The sequence below is a fragment of the Caballeronia sp. LZ033 genome (assembly GCF_031451265.1).
Taxonomy (GTDB): Bacteria; Pseudomonadota; Gammaproteobacteria; order Burkholderiales; family Burkholderiaceae; genus Caballeronia.
Map to the genome: position 1 here is coordinate 38,246 of NZ_JARUXQ010000007.1, position 17,606 is coordinate 55,851.

Genomic DNA, 17,606 nt, shown 5'->3' on the forward strand with positions numbered 1-17,606 from the left:
AACGTGCCGGACGCCATTCCGGTGGACAGCGGCTGCCTTGGAAGCCGAACAGAGGCTAATCGGACACGACCCGGCCGGCTTCGACAGCCTTCACGAACTGTTCCGGCGCCATGGGCCGTCCCAGCAGAAAGCCCTGCAACATATCGCAGCCCAGCTGGCTCAGGAAGGCCTGCTGCTCCTCCGTTTCGACGCCCTCCGCAACGACTCGCAGATTGAGAGTCCGCCCCAGCGCGACGATCGCCGCCACGATGGCCGCGTCCTCGGTATCGCGCCTCAGATCGCGAATGAAGCCCCGGTCGATTTTCAGTTCATGGGCAGGCAGCCGCTTCAGATAAAGAAGACTGGAATAACCCGTTCCGAAATCATCGATAGCAATCCGCACGCCTGTCTCGCGCAACTGTTTCAGCACGCTCAGGCTGACTTCGACGTCGTGCATCGCGGTGGATTCGGTGATCTCCAGAATCAGGTGACGCGGTTCGAGCCGATGCTGAACGAGCGCCTGGCGCACGACCTGCACGAGACTCGTGTGGACGAACTGCGTGGCCGACAGATTCACGGCGACGCTCCAGTCCGTGTGCCCCGCCTCGACCCAGATGCGCATCTGACGGCAGGCCTCGTTGAGAGCCCATTCGCCGATGGGCACCATCAGCCCGCTCTTCTCGGCAATCGGGAGAAACTCGTCCGGCGCCATCAGGCCCCGCGACGGATGCTTCCAGCGCAGCAGCGCTTCCGCCCCCACCACGGGACCGCTCCGCGCTTCGAATTTAGGCTGATAGTGCAGGATCAGTTCGCCGCCCGACAGCGCCATGCGCAGCTCACGCGCCAACTGCATGTGCTCGTAGGCGTCGGCGTGCATGGACGGCTCGAAGAAGCAGTAGTTGTTGCGGCCCATGGCCTTGGCGCGGTACATCGCCGTATCGGCGCTCGACAGCAGCTCGCTCTGGGTCCGGCCATGCTCGGGATGACAGGCAATGCCGATACTCGTCGACACCTGGATTTCATGCTCGCCCGCCGAGTACGGTTCTTCAACGATGCGGATCAGCGTGGCCGCGATGTTCGCGACGTCCGCAGGTCGGGTGACGTCGCACAGCAGGACGAACTCGTCGCCGCCCACACGGGCGAAGGTGTCGTTCTCGCGCATGCTGGCGCCAATGCGTCGCGAGACGTCGATCAGCAAGCGGTCTCCCACCTGGTGCCCGAATGCGTCGTTGACGGCCTTGAAGCCATCGAGGTCGAGGAACATCAGCGTGAAGTGCCGCCCCTGCTGGATGAGCTGGTTCAGGCGGTCATCGAGCAGGACGCGGTTGGGCAGCCGGGTCAGGCTGTCATGCAGGGCGAGATGAATCAGCTCCTTGTTGGCTTCCGCGAGCGACCGGGACAGCGCGGCGGTACGCAGTTCGAGCCTGAGCTCCAGCACCGATACGATCAGCGCGATGCTCAGCACCGCCACGGTCACGACGATGACGATCGCTGCCAGCCATGACGTGTTCGTCCCGTGACGCGCCGCCTCGCATATGCTGCCCAGCGGAAAATGCGCGGCCGCCATGCCGGTGTAATGCATGCCGACGATGGCCGACCCCATCAGCAGCGATGCGCCGCCGCGAAACAGGAACACCCCGGCCGCCCTGCCGCGGATATGGAAGGCCGTCCACAAGGCCGCGCCCGACGCCGCAACGGCGATGACAATGGACAGCGCCACCAGGCTCCAGTCGTAGTCGATGACCGGGTTCATCTGCATCGCGGCCATGCCCGTGTAGTGCATGCCGGCGATGGCGGGCCCCATGAGCAGTGAGCCGAGCATCAGCCGGCGCCACGGCAGCGCGTACTGGCTGACGAGCCATAACGCAAAGGTGGATGCCGCGATGGCGATCAGCAGCGACAGGAAGGTGATGGCCGGGTCATAGCCGACGGGGATGGGCAGATCGAAGGCGAGCATGCCGACGAAGTGCATCGACCAGATGCCGAGCCCCATTGCACAACCGCCGCCGACGAGCCAGAAGAGGCCGGCCAGCCCTTTGGCCGATGCCACACGGCCGGCCATGTCGAGCGCGGTATAGGAAGCCAGGATCGCTACGAACAGCGAACAGACGACGAGGAGCGGATTATAGGAAGTGGCGAGCATGTATTCCGGATTGCTTTTTTTAGCAACGCTTGTGTGTTGCTGGTGTTCCAAGAATGAACAGCTTCAACCTCGTGCGTATCTGCTTCCGAAACCGATGCACGCGACATTCTGAACCGAACGTGCGCAACTGTCACAGCATTTTCGTGCACTCAAAAAGCCCTTGATGAAACGGTCTGACCGTCCGTTTCCGAATAAAGCTTCATGCAGGTTCCATGCCAATTGTCTTACCAGAAACGTATGCGCGTAACCCATACGCAGCGGGTGTCACGCGGTCCGTTACGTTACATGCACACAGTGTTACGTCCATTCGTCCCGTGCGTACGTATTGCATTAACGACCCAGGATGTTATCGATGGAACTTGCGAAAGGAAGTGGGATCAGGCTTTGTGGCCGCTGCATAGCGTGCGCAACGGAAAGGACGAGTGGTTCAAAAAGACATTCCGCCTTACCGGTGTATTACTCGGCATGACGATTGCACATTGGTCGCGCCAGTCACGACGTATGGATGGAGAACGAAATCATGGAAAGCGGAAGCGTGGGTTACAGCTATCTCGGGATTCCCGAGCGTCTGGCCGGCGTGCTGTGGGCTACCGTGCGCGAGATGCAGATGAGTCTGGCGGGCCGGGAGGATTCTTCATGGGCGCAATTGACCAGTGCTTCGCTCAGCCGGTGTGTATTGCACTTTGCCTGTCTCTACCGGGAACACGGCAGCCGCGACCCGCGACCCGAGGTAGCCTGCTCCGAAGTCTTCCACCTGTTCTCCGAGCAATTGCTCTCCGATACGACCGCCGCCGAGTGGCGCGTGCCCGATCATCTCGTTCCTGTCGTGGCTGGGGCGATCGCCGCCTGCGGTGAACTCGTCGTCGATCGCATGAACCGCGTCGTGTGAAGACGCGCCATCCTCCTTTCACGCACTGCCATGGAGCTGTTGCAGAAGGTCCAGGAACAGATCGAGCGCGCGCGTGCGGGGCCGCGAGATCTCGGTGATGGCGCTGATGGTGTTTTCGTACACGGGCACGCCCGGCACCTTGACGAGCGCCTGCCGCTTCGCAAACGAAGCCGCATAGAACTGCGGCAGCAAGCCGACATAGTGGCCTGACAGCACGAGCATCGCGACCGCCTCCAGACCCGAAGCCGACGGCCCGCGCGCCATGCCGAGCGTATTGAGCATCTCGTGCACGAAGGGTTGCGACCGATACACCAGCGGCAGCGCCGCGGCATCACGGAGACTGCGGCGCGCCACATAAAGCTGCTGGCGCTCGATGAAGAGCGGCAAGTAGTGAAAGCCGGCCTCGCGCCGGTACATTCCGCGAATCGCCACCTGCACGCGACGCTCGCGCAACGCGAGATCGAGCTCATTGAAGGTCATCACGCGCAGTTCCACGCTCACGTCCGGCGCCAGTTCCTTGAGCGAGGCCAGTGCTTCCGGCAGATGACAGCCTTCGTCGCTGACGATGTGCTCGACCATGCCGATGGCGAGCGTTCCGGACAACACGCCGCGCACCGCATCGATTTCCGGACGGATGCGCGCGAGCGACATCAGCGCATCGCGCGCGAGTTCGAGCGCCACCTTGCCCGCGTGCGTCAGCACGAAACCTGACGGCCCGCGTTCGCACAGCCGCGCCCCGAGTGTTTCCTCGACCTCGCGGATATGCCGGCTGATCGACGCCTTCGACATGTTGAGCTGCTTCTCGGCGGCGGCAAAACCATTCGCCTGCGCGACCGAGCAGAAGATGCGCAGCGACCGGAGGTCACGCTCGCTGAAGTCGGGGCGCTTCACGACGGAATGTTTGACGGGGGGTCGTTCGGACATGGCAGCGAAGAAAAGAGCTTCGAAAAAGGTTACGTTTTTCGGAACCATACCGATAAAAAAATCATTTTTCACTCACTTTATGGCGACATACATTTCGGCTGCCTCGTCCCCGAGCGTCCCTCAAGCCGTCCCCTCAAGCGGAGAAAGCAATGAAAACCTGGTCCAGACGATCTTTTGTGAAAGCGACGCTTGCGTCGGGCGCCGCGCTGGCGCTGCCGACCATCGCGCACGCCGAAGGCGGCACGCTCGCCGATATCAAGAAGCGCGGCAAGCTCGTGGTGGGTACCGAGGCGGCGTACGAGCCGTTCGAATTCGTCGAGAACGGCCAGATCGTCGGCTATGGGCATGACGTGCTGGAACTGATGGCGGCGAAACTCGGCGTCAAGCTCGAACAAATGAACCTGCCGTTTCAGGGTCTGCTGCCGGGCCTGATGTCGCACAAGTTCGACTTCGTGGCGACCAGCGTCGGCATCACGCCGGAGCGCGCGAAGCGTTTCGCGTTCAGCGAGCCGGTCGGCGTCGTGCGTTCGGTGCTGATGGTGCGCGCGGACGACAAGAGCATCAACCGCGACCTCGACATCGGCGGCAAGATCATCGGCACGCAGATGGGTTCGTCGTCGCAGCCGGTGGCCACCGAGTTCGAGAAGGAACTGAAGGACAAGACTGGCAAGGGCTATGCGGACACCAAGCTGTTCCAGGCCTATCCGGATGTATCGAACGCGCTGGCGAACAAGACCGTCGATGTCGCGCTGATGCCGTCGAACATCGCCGCCGTGCAGATGAAGCGCCAGCCGAACGCGTTCCGCATCGCCGGCACCATCGGCCAGCCGAAGCTGCTCGCGTGGGTGGCGAATCCGAACGATCTCGAGATCCGCAAATTCATCAACGATTCGCTCGAATCTTTCCGGAACGACGGCAAGCTCGCCGCGCTCCAGACCAAATGGTTTGGCGCCGCGATGGACACGCCACGCAGCGACTATCTGCCGGCCGGGGCGATCTGACGCCATGTTCGACTGGATCGACCCGGGCGGCGTGATCGCGCCCTTCCTCGACGGCGTCGTGTCAGGGACGGCGCTCACGCTGAGCGCGTCGGCATGCGCCTTCGTGATCGGGCTCGCACTCGGCATCGTGCTGCTGCTCGCGCGCATTTCGCCGTTCGCGCCGCTGCGCTCGCTGGTCGTGCTGTGGGTCAGCCTGATTCGCGGCACGCCCGCGCTGATCCACATGCTGATCGCGTACTACATGGTGCCCGCGCTGCTCGACATCTCGATCTCGCCGGTCACGGCGGGGATTGCCGCGCTCGCCTGCAACACCAGCGCGTATATCGTCGAAATCCTGCGCGGCGCGCTCGGCACGATCTCCTGGGGTCAGCGCGCCGCAGGCTATGCGGTGGGCATGCGCACCGCGCAGGTCTGGCGTCATGTGCTGCTGCCGCAAGTGATCTATCGATCGATTCCGCCGCTCACCAGCGAGTTCACGATCCTGCTCAAGGCGTCCTCGCTGATGTCGATCATCGCCGTGCCCGAGCTCGCGACCGTCGCACGCAACGCGACGTTGCAGACCGACTTGCCGCTGCAGGTTTTCGCAATCACGGCCGCCGTTTATTTCGTGATCCTGTTCCTGATTTCCGCTGCTTCGCGACTGTGCGAACGCCGCGTCGCGAGGATGCTTCCCCATGGCCATTGATTTCTCGATCGTCCGTGAAGCGATTCCCCCGCTGCTCCAAGGATTGCGCATCACCGCGCTGGTCAGCGTGACCGGCATTCCGCTGGGTATCGTGCTTGGCATCGTGGCGGCCTATGCGGCGCAGTCGCGCACCGTGCTGCGGCCCGTGGCGCTCGCCTATGTCGAGCTGGTGCGCAACATTCCGTACCTGATCCTCGTGTACCTGGCGTTCTTCGGCCTGCCGAAACTGGGCGTGCCCGCCTCGGCGATGACGGTGGCGATCGGCTGCACGGTGTTCTACACGGGCGGCTACTTCTGCGAGATCCTGCGCGCCGCGTTGCGTTCCGTGCCGCGCGGCCAGACCTTCGCGTCGCTGTCGCTCGGCATGACGTTCTGGCAGGCGCAGCGGCACATCATCGCGCCGCAGCTGTTCGGCTTCATCACGCCGCCCACCACGAGCCTCGTCATCATGATGTTCAAGGACTCCGCCATCTTCTCCGTGATGAGCCTGCCGGAGATGACGTACCAGAGCAACCTGCTCACCGCGAACACGTTCGCCTATGTCGAAGTGCTCGGCACGACGGCCTTGATGTACTGGATCTGCAGCGTTCTGCTGGCGGGCGCCGGCCGGCGCCTGGAGACCGTGATCGGCCGCCGCACGCGTCATGTCTGACGCGCCTTCCCCTCACTCTGGAGACACCCCATGACCCAATACACTGTCGCGCCGCGCGTCGGCCATCCCACGCTGCTGTACTCGGAACTCGATCTCGACATCGACAACCTCAAGGCCGACATCGCCGTGCTCGGCATGCCGTATGGCGCGCCCTATGACGCATCGGACTTCAGCAACGACCAGACCAACGCGCCCTCGGCGATCCGCCAGGCAACGGACCGCGTCGTGCGCAAGCCCTATCACTACGACTTCGATATCGACGGTCCGCTGCTGCAAGGCCGTACTGATGTGCGCTTCGTCGATTGCGGCGACATCATCCCCGACCTGATGAAGCCTGGCGAACACTATGCGCGTGCCGAAGCAGCGGTGCGCCGCATCGCGGCGGGCGGCGCGATGCCCATCGTGCTCGGCGGCGATCACGGCATCACCACGCCGGTGCTGCGCGGCCTCGACCAGAAAGGCCCGATCACGCTGGTGCATATCGATGCCCACCTCGACTGGCGCGACGATGTCAACGGCGTGCGCGAAGGCCTCTCCAGCCCGATTCGCCGCGCCTCCGAAATGGCGCACGTCGACCGCATCATCCAGATCGGTCTGCGCGCGCAAGGCAGCGGACGCCCCGAGGAACTGGTCGCGGCGCGCGCGTACGGCTCGGACCTTGTGACGGCTTACGAACTGCATGACATCGGCATGGAGGCGGTGCTCGCCCGCATTCCCGACGGCGGCAACTACTACCTGACCATCGACGCCGATGGTCTCGATCCCTCGGTGATGCCGGCGGTGGCGGGACCGGCGCCGGGCGGCGTGACCTTCGTGCAGGCGCGCAAGCTGATTCACGGTCTGGTGAAGAAGGGTCGCGTGGTGGGCATGGACATCGTCGAGATCCAGCCGGAGAAGGACGACAAGAACCTGATCTCCTGCATCACGGCGGGCCGCCTGATTCTCAACCTGATCGGCGCGTCGATCCGCGCGGGGTATTTCGACAAATGACGACACCGGTCATCGAGATTCGCGGCATCGACAAATGGTACGGTGCGCATCACGTGCTCAAGCAGTGTTCGACGCACGTGAACAAGGGCGAGATCGTCGTGGTCTGCGGGCCTTCGGGTTCCGGAAAATCGACGCTCATCAAGACCGTGAATGCGCTGGAGCCGTTCCAGAAAGGCGACATTCTCGTCGACGGCACCTCGCTCGCCGCGAAGTCGACCAACCTGCCGAAGCTGCGCAGCCGCGTCGGCATGGTGTTCCAGCACTTCGAGCTGTTTCCGCATCTCGACTTGACGCGCAACCTGACGCTTGCGCAGCGCATCGTGCTCGGCCGCGACGAGACGAGCGCGCGTGCAAAGGCGCGTGAACTGCTCGATCGCGTCGGGCTCTCGGCGCATGCGCACAAGTATCCGGGGCAGTTGTCGGGCGGCCAGCAGCAGCGCGTCGCCATCGCGCGTGCGCTCTCGATGGACCCCATGGCGATGCTGTTCGACGAACCGACTTCCGCGCTTGATCCCGAGATGGTGAACGAGGTGCTCGACGTGATGGTGGAGCTTGCGCGCGAAGGCATGACCATGATGGTGGTGACGCACGAGATGGGCTTCGCGCGGCGCGTCGCACATCGCGTCGTGTTCATGGAGGACGGCGCGATCATCGAGGACAGCCCCACCGATGCGTTTTTCCAGGACGCGGCCAGTCCCGCGGTGAAACGCTTTCTTTCGAAAATTCTTCAGCACTGATTCCACTTTTTTTTCGATACGACATGACCACGCATACCCGCATCCGCAAGTTCAATACGCGCGAAACCTATCCGGAACAGAAGCTCGATAACGACCTGTGCCAGGCCGTGATCGCCGGCAACACGATCTATCTGCGCGGCCAGATCGGCCAGGATCTCGACACGCGCGAGTCGGTGGGCATCGGCGACGTCACCGCGCAGACTGAAAAGGCGATGGCGAACGTCAAGATGCTGCTCGACGAATGCGGCAGCAAGCTCGAAGACATCTGCAAGGTGACGGTCTATATCATCGATCCGCGCTATCGCGAGGCCGTCTACAACGTGATGGGCCGCTGGCTCAAGGGCGTGTTTCCGGTTTCCACCGGCATCGTCGTGCAGGCGCTCGCGCGGCCCGAGTGGCTGGTCGAGATCGACGTGACCGCGGTAAAGCCGGCATGACGCCCGGCCGCAGCGCCGAGTTGCTGAAGGCGCTGATCGCCTTCCCGACGATCTCGCGCACGCCCAATCTCGCGCTGATCGAGCATGTCGCAGGACTGCTCGGCGCGGCGGGAATCGCATGCACGCTCGTCAGAAACGATGCGGGCACCTGCGCCAACCTGTTCGCGAGCACCGGGCCGGCGCATGTGCCCGGCGTGATGCTCTCGGGTCATACCGATGTCGTGCCGGTCGAAGGCCAGCCGTGGACCGTGCCGCCCTTCGAGGCGACGGTGCGCGACGGACGCCTGTACGGACGCGGCTCGGCCGACATGAAAGGCTTCGTTGCGTGCGCGGTCGTCGCGATGCTCGATGCCTCGGCACGCACGCTGAGGAAGCCGTTGCAGCTCGCGCTGTCGTATGACGAGGAAATCGGCTGCGTGGGCGTGCGGCGGCTGATCGACGTGCTGGAAAGCGCGCCGGTGCGGCCCGAGCTGTGCGTGGTCGGCGAGCCGACGATGATGCAGATCGCCACCGGCCACAAGGGCAAGGCCGCGTACCGCGCGGTCTGTTGCGGCGAGGAAGGGCATTCTGCCCTCGCACCGAAGTACACGAACGCGATCCACGTCGCCACCGACTGGATCACGGCCATGCGCGCGGCGCAGCAGCAGCTCGCGGAACACGGCGCACAGGACGACTGTTACGACGTGCCTTATTCGACGATTCACGTCGGCACGATTCACGGCGGCCGTGCGCTGAATATCGTGCCGAACGAGTGCACGCTCGACTTCGAGATCCGCACGCTGGCGGCGGATCGTGCGGAAGCGATTCTCGACGGCATCCGGGCGCGCGCTGCAGCGGACGGCAGCGCGACGCTGCCGGAGATCGAGGAAGTGAATGCTTATCCCGGTCTCGAGACGCACGTTACAAGCGACGCGGTGCGCTTTCTCGAAGCGCTGTTGCCGCCAGGAACGGATACGCGCAAGGTCGCGTTCGGTACGGAAGGCGGGTTGTTCTCGGCGCGGCTCTCGGTGCCGGCGCTGGTGTGCGGTCCCGGCGATATCGCTGTCGCGCACAAGCCGGATGAGTTTGTCGAGCTGGCGCAGCTGGATGCGTGTGATGAGTTTCTGGCGCGGTTGGTGGGGAGTTTGGCCCAGGGAGGGACTCTGCCCTGACACTTCCAATCAGTGTGTCCCAAAGCGACCGTCCAGTTTCGGACCATTCTGGTAGACAGTCAGTGACACGCTCGCGGACATTAGTGCCTTCACCGCGCGCGTCCCGTACACATTGTTCGCTTGTGTTCCTTGTTCGTGTGCTCCACAGCCATGAACGGAACGAGGAACACGAACAGCATGCAGGGCCTGTCCCGCACCCTGACCGTCAGCGGCCCCGCGCTGCCCATCCTGCCTGCGGGTGAACCGGCGCTGCTGATGAAGTCTTGTTCCGCCTGAATTCATACGTTACATCGCGACCACCGGGCTCCGTTGTATTGAAGACCGAGCCTGGAACCCATCATGTCTATCTTGATAGCGTTCGATTTGAGTTCGACAACGGAAAACTCATCAGTGTCGAATAGTTCGCGTTTGGACGACTGATATCAAGATATATACTCGGAGCGGCTTCCGAGCCAGCATGGCAATGATGAGTGGAGCGGCGTCAAAACTACCCTCATGTGCAAGCCTCATCCCATGGGTATCGTGGAAGTAAATGCATTGAAAGCAATACTTTATGAGCAACCCGGAACGTCCGCGCCCCTCCCCCATGCACTCCACCCCCATCGCCACCCTAGGCACCCCCACCACCCACGGCGGCATGGTGACCTCCGCCACATCCGGCCTCATCGTCAGCACCCGCCCTGTCGCACGCTTAGGCGACAGCGTCAGTTGCCCGCTGCATGGCCCCGGCGTCATCATCGACGGCGCTCACAGCGTAGTCGATGGCCGTCCGCTTGCCCGTCACGGCAGCAGCACCTCATGCGGCGCGAGCCTCATCGTGACAAGCAGCGGTCCCTCCGTGTAACGTCGTGCCAATGTCAACGCGGCCCGCCCGGCCGCAGCCGAATCCCACATCGCCATCACAGAACTCCAACACTCCCATGAACTTCAGATCCCTCCAATGCTTCGTCATTCTCGCCGAGGAACTGAACTTCAGCCGTGCCGCGGAGCGCCTGCACATCGCGCAACCCGCCCTGAGCCAGCAGATCCGCCTGCTGGAAGAGCGCCTCGGCACGCAACTCGTCGACCGCGCGCAACGGCCGCTGCGGCTCACCGAAGCCGGCCACTACCTGTGCACCGAAGCGCGCCAGATACTCGGCTCATGGGAACAGGCGAGCCTCGGCGCACAAGAGATCGGCGTTGGACGGCGCGGCTGGCTCTCGATCGGCTTCACGCGCTCCGCGATGTACAGCATCCTCCCGCCCGCGCTCAAAGCCTTTCATCACGCTTACCCTAAAGTCGAACTCAAGCTCTTCGAAATGCTGACCGAGGAGCAAACCGATGCCTTGCGCGACCTGCGCATCCACGTCGGCATCGGACGGCAGCCGCTCGATATCCCGGGCTGCACCTCCTACACACTGCTGCGCGAGCATGTAGTGGCCGTGCTTTCGCCCGATCATCCGCTGGCTGCACGAAAGAAAGTGCGCATCGCCGAACTCGCCGATACCCCGCTCATCGTCTATCCAAAACATCAGAACGCGCAGTTCAAGCACACCGTGCAGTCCTTGTATCGCGACGCAGGCGTGACGCCGTTCATCGCGCATCAGGCCTATGAGATCCAGACCGCGATCGCACTCGTCGCAGCAGGGCTCGGCGTGACTTTCGTCGGTGAATCCGTGGCGCGGCACGGACGCGCGGACGTCGTGTTCCGCCCGCTCGCGGGCCCCGGCGCATCGCTCTGGTCGACACTCGCCGCCACCTTCCGCAGCGAAGACGATTCGGCGCATCTGCACGCCTTCCTGCGCTGCCTTCCGCCGTCCCTCGACTCTCCCACACTATAAGCAGAAGCTTATAGAAGCATAAGCAACGCGTCTTGGACGCGCGCCGTCGCGCTTCTTATCATCGATCCAACGTACAGGCTGGCGTGCTGTACACGTCAGCCAGCCCGATTGCAAGAACGGCGCAGGCTGTTTGTAAAGCGGGGCCGCAGAGCCTCGCGATCCGATGAAGAACGTGGAGACGGCATGACCCCTTTCAACGAAGCGGCGACGATGCGAAAAGTCTACGGGCGCCTCATGCCCTTGCTCTTCGCCATGATGTTCTTCAACTATCTCGACCGCATCAACATCGGCTTCGCCGCGCTCGACATGAACAAGGCGCTCGGCTTCAGCCCGGCCGTGTTCGGCTTCGCGGGCAGCATCTTCTTCGTCGGCTACATGGTGCTCGAAGTGCCGAGCAACCTGTTGCTGCATCGCGTCGGCGCGCGCCGCTGGATTGCGCGCATCCTGCTGACGTGGGGCGCCGTCGCCGCGGCCACTGCCTTCGTCTTCGACGACAAGAGCTTCTACGTGCTGCGTTTCACGCTCGGCGTGATGGAAGCGGGCTTCCTGCCGGGCGTCGCGGTCTATCTGACCAAGTGGTTCCCGGTGCGCTACCGGGCCCGCGCGGTGGGCGGCTACATCATCGCGGGATCGTTCTCGGCGGTGCTCGGTGGCCCCATCTCGACCATGCTCATGACCTACGCGAACGGCGTGCTGGGCCTGCAAGGATGGCAATGGATGTTCATCCTCGAAGGCATTCCCGCGATGCTGCTCGGCCTGCTCACGCTGCGCATCATGACAGAGCGGCCCGCTGAAGCCGACTGGCTGAGCGACGACGAAAAGCAGTGGCTCGAAACCACGCTCGCCGCCGAACGCGAAGCCGTGGGCGGCGCCAAGCACTTCCCGTTGTTGCGCGTCGCGGGCGACATCCGCGTATGGAGCCTCGCCTGCCTCTTCGGCTGCGCACTGGTCGGCATCTATGGACTGTTCCTGTGGCTGCCGCAGATCGTCAAGAGCCTCGGCCACCTGAGCAACATCGAAGTCGGCTTTCTCTCGGCCGCGCCGCCGCTGCTGGGCGTGCTCGGCACCTTCATCATCAGCCGCAGTTCCGACCGCACCGGCGACCGCAAGAAGCATCTCGCCTTCGTCTATGGCATGAGCGCCGTGGCCATCGCGGGCAGCGCCTATGCGCCGAATCCCGTCATCGCCTATGTGCTGCTGTGCGTGACAGGGCTCTTCATCTACGCAGGCAATCCGCTGTTCTGGAGTCTCGCGTCGTCGTTCCGGACCGGCGCGGCAGGCGCGGCCACCATCGCGCTCATCAACACGATCGCGCAGTTCGGCGGGCTGGTCGGGCCGTGGAGCATCGGCCTCGTGCGCAACGCAACCGGCAACTTCAAGCTCGCATTGCTGACCATCGCGGCGTTTCTCGTGGTGGCCACCGTGATCGCGCTGGTCATGCGCGTCAAGCCCGCCGACGACGAAGCCTCCTCCCTGCCCGCCGGCGACCCCGCCGCACGCACCTGAATTCGCACTCAACGCAACGGACCTTACGCATGATCATCGATTGCCATGGCCACTACACGACCTCGCCCCCGCAGCATGAAGCATGGCGCGCGAAACAGATTGCCGCGCTGAAGGACGGTCATACGCCGCCCCCGCTGCCCGCCGTGTCCGATGACGAGATTCGCGCGAGCATCGAAGGCGGGCAGTTGCGCATCCAGCGCGAACGCGGCACCGATCTCACCCTCTTCTCGCCGCGCGCCGCCGGCATGGGTCATCACCTCGCCACAGCCGAAGCCAATGCCGTCTGGTCCGGCGCATGCAACGATCTCGTGCATCGCGTGGTGGAGTTGTTTCCGCGTAACTTCGTCGGCGTGTGCCAGTTGCCGCAGGCTCCCGGTGTCGCGCCGGACAACTGCATCGCCGAATTGCGGCGCTGCGTGCAAGAACTGGGCTTCATCGGCTGCAATCTGAATCCGGATCCATCGGGCGGTCATTGGTCCGGGCTGCCGCTCACGGACCGGTCCTGGTATCCGCTCTATGAAGCGATGGTCGAACTCGACGTGCCGGCCATGATCCACGTCTCGTCGTCGTGCAACCCGAACTTTCATGCAACGGGCGCGCATTACATCAACGGCGATACGTCCGCGTTCATGCAGTTGCTGAGCGGCGATCTGTTCGCCGACTTCCCGACGCTCAAGTTCATCATTCCGCATGGCGGCGGCGCAGTGCCTTATCACTGGGGCCGCTATCGCGGACTCGCGCAGGACATGAAGCGGCCGCTGCTCACCGAGTATCTGCTCAACAACGTGTTCTTCGATACCTGCGTCTATCACCAGCCGGGCGCCGAGCTGCTCGCCAAGGTGATTCCGGCGAAGAACATCCTGTTTGCATCGGAGACGATCGGCGCGGTGCAGGGCATCGATCCCGAGACCGGCCATCATTACGACGATACGCGCCGCTATATCGACGCCATCGAATGGCTCGCGGATGCCGACCGTCAGCGCATCTACGAAGACAACGCGCGGGCCGTGTATGGACGCCTCAACGCGCAGCTCGACCGACAACAACAATCCACCGAAGGAGCAACGTCATGAATCCGGCTGGCTGGCGTGAACATGAATCGGCGGTACAGGCGAGCCCCGCGACGCTCGCTGCGTTGCGCGAACTCGCGGTCTCGCTTCTGAGCGACAACATGGCCCGCGTGAGCGGCACGACCGGGCTGCGTCCCTATCATCGTCCGCGGCCGATGGCCGGCACCGCGGTCACGGTGCGCACACGCGGCGGCGACAATCTCGCGATTCATCGCGCGTTCGATTACTGCCGCCCCGGCGACGTGCTCGTGATCGATGGCGCAGGCGAACTCACGCAAGCGCTGATGGGCGACATCATGGCGAGCTATGCGGCAAGCCTCGGCGTGCAGGGCCTCGTGATCGATGGCGCGATCCGCGACGTCGGCGCGCTGAGCCAGCGTGATTTTCCGGTGTATGCGCGCGGCGTCACGCATCGCGGACCCTACAAGAACGGACCGGGCGAGATCAACGTGCCGGTGACCGTGGGCGGCATGGTGGTGCATCCGGGCGATATCGTCGTCGGCGACGAGGACGGCGTGCTGGCCATTGCACCGGCCGATGTCGAAGCCGTCATCGAAGGCGCGCGCAAGCAGGCAGCGAAGGAAGCGGCACAGCTCGAAGCCATCGCGCAAGGACGCTTCGATCGCACCTGGGTCGCGGCACAACGTGACCGGATGATGAACGGCTGAGGGCTTGCCGAACTCACGCCCGCGCGCGCATGATGACGCGTTCGCCTCTCCGACTTCACGCGTCATGCCCGACACCCTGGACACTGCAGCACTCATCGAACTCGCACGACACGCCGAGGCCGGCAATCCCGGCCCCTGCACCTGCACGAAAACCCCGCTCGACGGCTGGCAGTCGCAACCGCTTTCTCTCGACGAAACGCAGCTCCGCGAGATCGGCACCTTGTGGCCGCAAGACGATCCGGAGCCCACGTTCGCCGAGTATCTGCCCAACAAGATCCAGTACTGGTCAGCGGACGCGCCCATCGCGCCGCGCTACTTCCCGTACAACCGTTGCGGCGTGTGGGAGTGCTCGGTCTGCGGGCGTCTCTATCTGCGTTACACGGAAGGCGGCGGCTACTTCGTGGATCGCCGCATTCGCGCATTGCGTCTCGCACTGATCGAAGACGTGCCGCTGTAGGCGGTCACGGCAAAGGCGCCATCGGGCTGCGCCGGAAAGACTATGATGGATCGATGCGCGGCACGGCGCAACGATCACGGCTCCGCCACGCGCATGCGATGTCCACCCTTACGGAGACTCTCGTATGTCAAGCCAACCCTACTATGCGCCGCATGGCGGCCATCCGGCGCAGACCGAACTCCTGACCGACCGTGCGATGTTCACCGAAGCCTATGCCGTCATTCCGAAAGGCGTGATGCGCGACATCGTCACCAGTTATCTGCCGTTCTGGGACAAGACCCGTCTGTGGGTCCTGGCACGCCCGTTGACGGGATTCGCCGAGACGTTCTCGCAATACATCATGGAAGTCGCGCCCGGTGGCGGCAGCGAGCAGCCCGAGCAGGACCCCGATGCCGAAGGCGTGTTGTTCATCGTGGAAGGCGAGATCGAACTGACATTGCAAGGCGCCCTGCATGTGCTCAAGCCCGGCGGCTATGCGTTCATTCCACCGGGCGTGTCCTGGCAGATGCGCAATCGTCATCAGGATGCCGCGCGCTTTCACTGGCTGCGCAAGCACTATGAAGCCGTCGACGGCGTGCCGCTTCCCGACGCCTTCGTGACCAATGAGCTGGACATCGAGCCCATTCCAATGCCCGGCACCGAAGGGCGCTGGGTGACGACGCGCTTCGTCGATCCCGAAGACATTCGTCACGACATGCACGTGAACATCGTCACGTTCCAGCCCGGCGGTGTGATTCCGTTCGCGGAAACGCACGTGATGGAGCACGGGCTCTATGTGCTCGAAGGCAAGGCGGTGTATCGGCTGAATCAGGACTGGGTCGAGGTCGAGGCCGGCGACTTCATGTGGCTGCGCGCCTTCTGTCCGCAAGCATGCTACGCAGGCGGACCAGGGCGCTTCCGCTATCTCTTGTACAAGGACGTCAACCGCCACGTGAAGCTCACGCTCGGCGCGCGGCGTTGATAAGGCTTCATCACGCGACGAGTGCTCCGTCGCGCGCGACGATGCGCCCGTTCGCCATGACGAGCTTGCGCTTCGGCCGCGCGACGACCGCCTGTGCGACGGACTTTGCATCGACGAGCACGAGATCCGCGCGCGCGCCGACGCGCAAGCCATAGTCCGTAAAACCGCAGCCGCGTGCTCCGGCCACGCTGACGGTATCGAACGCAAGCTGCAGATCGTCGTCGCGCCGCAGGTCGTAGCGCATGCCGATCAGCATCGCGCGTTCGAGCATGTCGGGCACGCCGTAGGGCGTCCAGGTATCGCGTATGCCGTCGTTGCCGCCGAATATCGTGATGCCTTTGTCTATGCATGTCTTCAAGGGCGGCACGGTGACTGACGGCGGCGCGCTCGTCATCAACGCCACGCGCAAGTGCGCGATGCGATCGAGCAAGCTGTCGCGTTCACGTTCTGGCAATGCGCCCAGACAGAAGCCATGGCTGATGACGACTTGCCCTTGCATGCCCGTCGCCTCGACGCGCTCCAGCAGCAGCCGCAGCGTGAATGCGCCCACTTCGCCGGGTTCGTGCAGATGAATGTCGATGGGCTTGCCATGGCGTTGCGCGAGCGCGAATGTCGTGTTCAGCGAGGCCACCGGATCACGGTCGATCAAGGCGGGATCGAGTGCGCCGAGCACGTCCGCACCTTCGGCGAGCGCGCGGTCGAGCAGTTCGGCCGTGCCTGGACGGATCAGCATGCCCGACTGCGGAAACGCGACGATCTGCATGTCGAGCATCTCGCGCAGGGTTTCACGCGTGGCGAGCACGCCTTCGAGGTGACGCAGGCCCGCATCGGTATCGATGTCAACGTGCGTGCGCAAACGCGTGGTCCCGGCCTGCATGAATGCACGCGCCAGTGCCAGCGATTGGGTTTCGGCGCTATGTCCTGACGTGCTGCGCCACGCGCGTTCGTTGCTGATGCGGTCGGTCAGCAACGGGCCGACTTCGTTGCGATACCACGGCAGTCCCCAGTGGGTCTTGTCGAGATGCGTGTGGCCCTCGACGAAGCCCGGCAGCAGCAGCGCGTCGCCGCCGTCTTCGACGGGCACGCCGGGCGGCACGGCAAGCTCAGGGCCAAGCGCTGCGATACGCTTGTCTTCGATGGTGACGGACACGCGCTGGCCATCGGCCAGGCGAAGGTTGCTGAGATGGAGTGAGCGCGGCATGAACGCACCTGAGACGGTTGGCTTCGTATGCGGGAATAGTACCCTGCCGGACCGTGACCGCTTTTGGCACGCGCCAGACAAAAAGGCGCGGCCTTTTGAGGGGCCGCGCCTTTCGCGTTGTTCGATGCCTTGTCTTGCCTTAAACCGCCCGGCGCACCATCAATTCCTTGATCTTGCCGATCGCCTTGGTCGGGTTGAGCCCCTTCGGGCACACGTCGACGCAATTCATGATCGTATGGCAGCGGAACAGACGGTACGGATCTTCCAGGTTGTCGAGTCGTTCGCCCGTCGCTTCATCACGGCTGTCCGCGATGAAACGATAGGCCTGCAGCAAG

At 63.7% G+C, this 17,606-nt stretch carries 18 protein-coding genes and 1 pseudogene; 15 read left to right on the top strand and 4 right to left on the bottom strand.

What is annotated here, in order from left to right:
* Positions 1-55: 55 nt before the first annotated feature.
* A complete protein-coding gene (locus QCE62_RS34090; RefSeq protein ID WP_309927699.1) occupies positions 56-2,122 on the bottom strand; it encodes an EAL domain-containing protein in 2,067 nt (688 codons plus the stop codon).
* 505 nt (positions 2,123-2,627) lie between these two features.
* Between QCE62_RS34090 and QCE62_RS34095 the strand changes: the two genes are divergently transcribed.
* Positions 2,628-3,011, top strand: coding sequence for a hypothetical protein (locus QCE62_RS34095; protein WP_309927702.1), 384 nt, complete (start codon positions 2,628-2,630; stop codon positions 3,009-3,011).
* An 18-nt stretch (positions 3,012-3,029) separates the two neighbouring features.
* On the opposite strand, the gene QCE62_RS34100 is transcribed toward QCE62_RS34095, so the two are convergent.
* Positions 3,030-3,935: a LysR family transcriptional regulator gene (locus QCE62_RS34100; protein WP_404987875.1), complete on the bottom strand. Its 906-nt coding sequence runs from the start codon at positions 3,933-3,935 to the stop codon at positions 3,030-3,032.
* A gap of 149 nt (positions 3,936-4,084) precedes the next feature.
* Here QCE62_RS34100 and QCE62_RS34105 point away from each other — a divergent pair, with 149 nt between their 5' ends.
* The 14 genes from QCE62_RS34105 to QCE62_RS34170 all read left to right on the top strand — a co-directional run bounded on the left by QCE62_RS34105 (position 4,085) and on the right by QCE62_RS34170 (position 16,070).
* Positions 4,085-4,936: a transporter substrate-binding domain-containing protein gene (locus QCE62_RS34105; protein WP_309927708.1), complete on the top strand. Its 852-nt coding sequence runs from the start codon at positions 4,085-4,087 to the stop codon at positions 4,934-4,936.
* A 4-nt stretch (positions 4,937-4,940) separates the two neighbouring features.
* On the top strand, positions 4,941-5,621 hold the full coding sequence (locus QCE62_RS34110; RefSeq protein WP_309927710.1) for an amino acid ABC transporter permease: 681 nt from the start codon (positions 4,941-4,943) through the stop codon (positions 5,619-5,621).
* Positions 5,611-6,273 carry an amino acid ABC transporter permease gene (locus QCE62_RS34115; protein ID WP_309927711.1) on the top strand — a complete coding sequence of 221 codons (663 nt, stop codon included), beginning with the start codon at positions 5,611-5,613 and terminating at the stop codon, positions 6,271-6,273. The genes QCE62_RS34110 and QCE62_RS34115 overlap by 11 nt, the downstream gene beginning before the upstream one ends.
* Positions 6,274-6,303: 30 nt before the next feature.
* Entirely contained in the window at positions 6,304-7,263 is a 960-nt protein-coding gene (locus QCE62_RS34120) for an agmatinase (RefSeq protein WP_309927712.1), read from the top strand.
* Positions 7,260-8,000 carry an amino acid ABC transporter ATP-binding protein gene (locus QCE62_RS34125; RefSeq protein WP_309927713.1) on the top strand — a complete coding sequence of 247 codons (741 nt, stop codon included), beginning with the start codon at positions 7,260-7,262 and terminating at the stop codon, positions 7,998-8,000. The genes QCE62_RS34120 and QCE62_RS34125 overlap by 4 nt, the downstream gene beginning before the upstream one ends.
* A gap of 23 nt (positions 8,001-8,023) precedes the next feature.
* Positions 8,024-8,437: a RidA family protein gene (locus QCE62_RS34130; RefSeq protein ID WP_309821382.1), complete on the top strand. Its 414-nt coding sequence runs from the start codon at positions 8,024-8,026 to the stop codon at positions 8,435-8,437.
* Positions 8,434-9,588 carry an acetylornithine deacetylase gene (gene argE, locus QCE62_RS34135; protein WP_309927715.1) on the top strand — a complete coding sequence of 385 codons (1,155 nt, stop codon included), beginning with the start codon at positions 8,434-8,436 and terminating at the stop codon, positions 9,586-9,588. Before QCE62_RS34130 ends, argE begins: the two co-directional genes overlap by 4 nt.
* Before the next feature lie 586 nt (positions 9,589-10,174).
* Entirely contained in the window at positions 10,175-10,432 is a 258-nt protein-coding gene (locus QCE62_RS34140; RefSeq protein ID WP_309927733.1) for a PAAR domain-containing protein, read from the top strand.
* 76 nt (positions 10,433-10,508) lie between these two features.
* A complete protein-coding gene (locus tag QCE62_RS34145) occupies positions 10,509-11,408 on the top strand; it encodes a LysR family transcriptional regulator (protein WP_309927717.1) in 900 nt (299 codons plus the stop codon).
* Positions 11,409-11,591: 183 nt separating this feature from the next.
* Positions 11,592-12,914: an MFS transporter gene (locus QCE62_RS34150; RefSeq protein WP_309927720.1), complete on the top strand. Its 1,323-nt coding sequence runs from the start codon at positions 11,592-11,594 to the stop codon at positions 12,912-12,914.
* A 29-nt stretch (positions 12,915-12,943) separates the two neighbouring features.
* Positions 12,944-13,987: an amidohydrolase family protein gene (locus tag QCE62_RS34155; protein WP_309927722.1), complete on the top strand. Its 1,044-nt coding sequence runs from the start codon at positions 12,944-12,946 to the stop codon at positions 13,985-13,987.
* Positions 13,984-14,652 carry an RraA family protein gene (locus QCE62_RS34160; RefSeq protein WP_309927724.1) on the top strand — a complete coding sequence of 223 codons (669 nt, stop codon included), beginning with the start codon at positions 13,984-13,986 and terminating at the stop codon, positions 14,650-14,652. Before QCE62_RS34155 ends, QCE62_RS34160 begins: the two co-directional genes overlap by 4 nt.
* 64 nt (positions 14,653-14,716) lie before the next feature.
* Entirely contained in the window at positions 14,717-15,109 is a 393-nt protein-coding gene (locus QCE62_RS34165; RefSeq protein WP_309927727.1) for a hypothetical protein, read from the top strand.
* Positions 15,110-15,233: 124 nt separating this feature from the next.
* A complete protein-coding gene (locus tag QCE62_RS34170; protein WP_309927729.1) occupies positions 15,234-16,070 on the top strand; it encodes a bifunctional allantoicase/(S)-ureidoglycine aminohydrolase in 837 nt (278 codons plus the stop codon).
* Positions 16,071-16,080: 10 nt separating this feature from the next.
* Here QCE62_RS34170 and QCE62_RS34175 read toward each other — a convergent pair whose 3' ends face one another.
* Together QCE62_RS34175 and sdhB are read right to left on the bottom strand one after the other, a co-directional pair.
* Positions 16,081-17,271 carry an amidohydrolase family protein gene (locus QCE62_RS34175; protein WP_309927731.1) on the bottom strand — a complete coding sequence of 397 codons (1,191 nt, stop codon included), beginning with the start codon at positions 17,269-17,271 and terminating at the stop codon, positions 16,081-16,083.
* A gap of 139 nt (positions 17,272-17,410) precedes the next feature.
* Positions 17,411-17,606, bottom strand: a pseudogene (sdhB, locus tag QCE62_RS34180) (succinate dehydrogenase iron-sulfur subunit); the annotation flags it as partial.

What these genes read in the sequence shown, in the direction of transcription:
- QCE62_RS34175 (WP_309927731.1), bottom strand. Translation starts at nt 17,271, where the DNA reads ATGCCGCGCTCACTCCATCTCAGCAACCTTCGCCTGGCCGATGGCCAG.
- QCE62_RS34095 (WP_309927702.1), top strand. Translation starts at nt 2,628, where the DNA reads ATGGAGAACGAAATCATGGAAAGCGGAAGCGTGGGTTACAGCTATCTC.
- QCE62_RS34120 (WP_309927712.1), top strand. Translation starts at nt 6,304, where the DNA reads ATGACCCAATACACTGTCGCGCCGCGCGTCGGCCATCCCACGCTGCTG.
- QCE62_RS34165 (WP_309927727.1), top strand. Translation starts at nt 14,717, where the DNA reads ATGCCCGACACCCTGGACACTGCAGCACTCATCGAACTCGCACGACAC.
- QCE62_RS34160 (WP_309927724.1), top strand. Translation starts at nt 13,984, where the DNA reads ATGAATCCGGCTGGCTGGCGTGAACATGAATCGGCGGTACAGGCGAGC.
- QCE62_RS34170 (WP_309927729.1), top strand. Translation starts at nt 15,234, where the DNA reads ATGTCAAGCCAACCCTACTATGCGCCGCATGGCGGCCATCCGGCGCAG.
- QCE62_RS34145 (WP_309927717.1), top strand. Translation starts at nt 10,509, where the DNA reads ATGAACTTCAGATCCCTCCAATGCTTCGTCATTCTCGCCGAGGAACTG.
- argE (WP_309927715.1), top strand. Translation starts at nt 8,434, where the DNA reads ATGACGCCCGGCCGCAGCGCCGAGTTGCTGAAGGCGCTGATCGCCTTC.
- QCE62_RS34155 (WP_309927722.1), top strand. Translation starts at nt 12,944, where the DNA reads ATGATCATCGATTGCCATGGCCACTACACGACCTCGCCCCCGCAGCAT.
- QCE62_RS34150 (WP_309927720.1), top strand. Translation starts at nt 11,592, where the DNA reads ATGACCCCTTTCAACGAAGCGGCGACGATGCGAAAAGTCTACGGGCGC.
- QCE62_RS34100 (WP_404987875.1), bottom strand. Translation starts at nt 3,935, where the DNA reads ATGTCCGAACGACCCCCCGTCAAACATTCCGTCGTGAAGCGCCCCGAC.
- QCE62_RS34130 (WP_309821382.1), top strand. Translation starts at nt 8,024, where the DNA reads ATGACCACGCATACCCGCATCCGCAAGTTCAATACGCGCGAAACCTAT.
- QCE62_RS34110 (WP_309927710.1), top strand. Translation starts at nt 4,941, where the DNA reads ATGTTCGACTGGATCGACCCGGGCGGCGTGATCGCGCCCTTCCTCGAC.
- QCE62_RS34115 (WP_309927711.1), top strand. Translation starts at nt 5,611, where the DNA reads ATGGCCATTGATTTCTCGATCGTCCGTGAAGCGATTCCCCCGCTGCTC.
- QCE62_RS34090 (WP_309927699.1), bottom strand. Translation starts at nt 2,122, where the DNA reads ATGCTCGCCACTTCCTATAATCCGCTCCTCGTCGTCTGTTCGCTGTTC.
- QCE62_RS34125 (WP_309927713.1), top strand. Translation starts at nt 7,260, where the DNA reads ATGACGACACCGGTCATCGAGATTCGCGGCATCGACAAATGGTACGGT.
- QCE62_RS34140 (WP_309927733.1), top strand. Translation starts at nt 10,175, where the DNA reads ATGCACTCCACCCCCATCGCCACCCTAGGCACCCCCACCACCCACGGC.
- QCE62_RS34105 (WP_309927708.1), top strand. Translation starts at nt 4,085, where the DNA reads ATGAAAACCTGGTCCAGACGATCTTTTGTGAAAGCGACGCTTGCGTCG.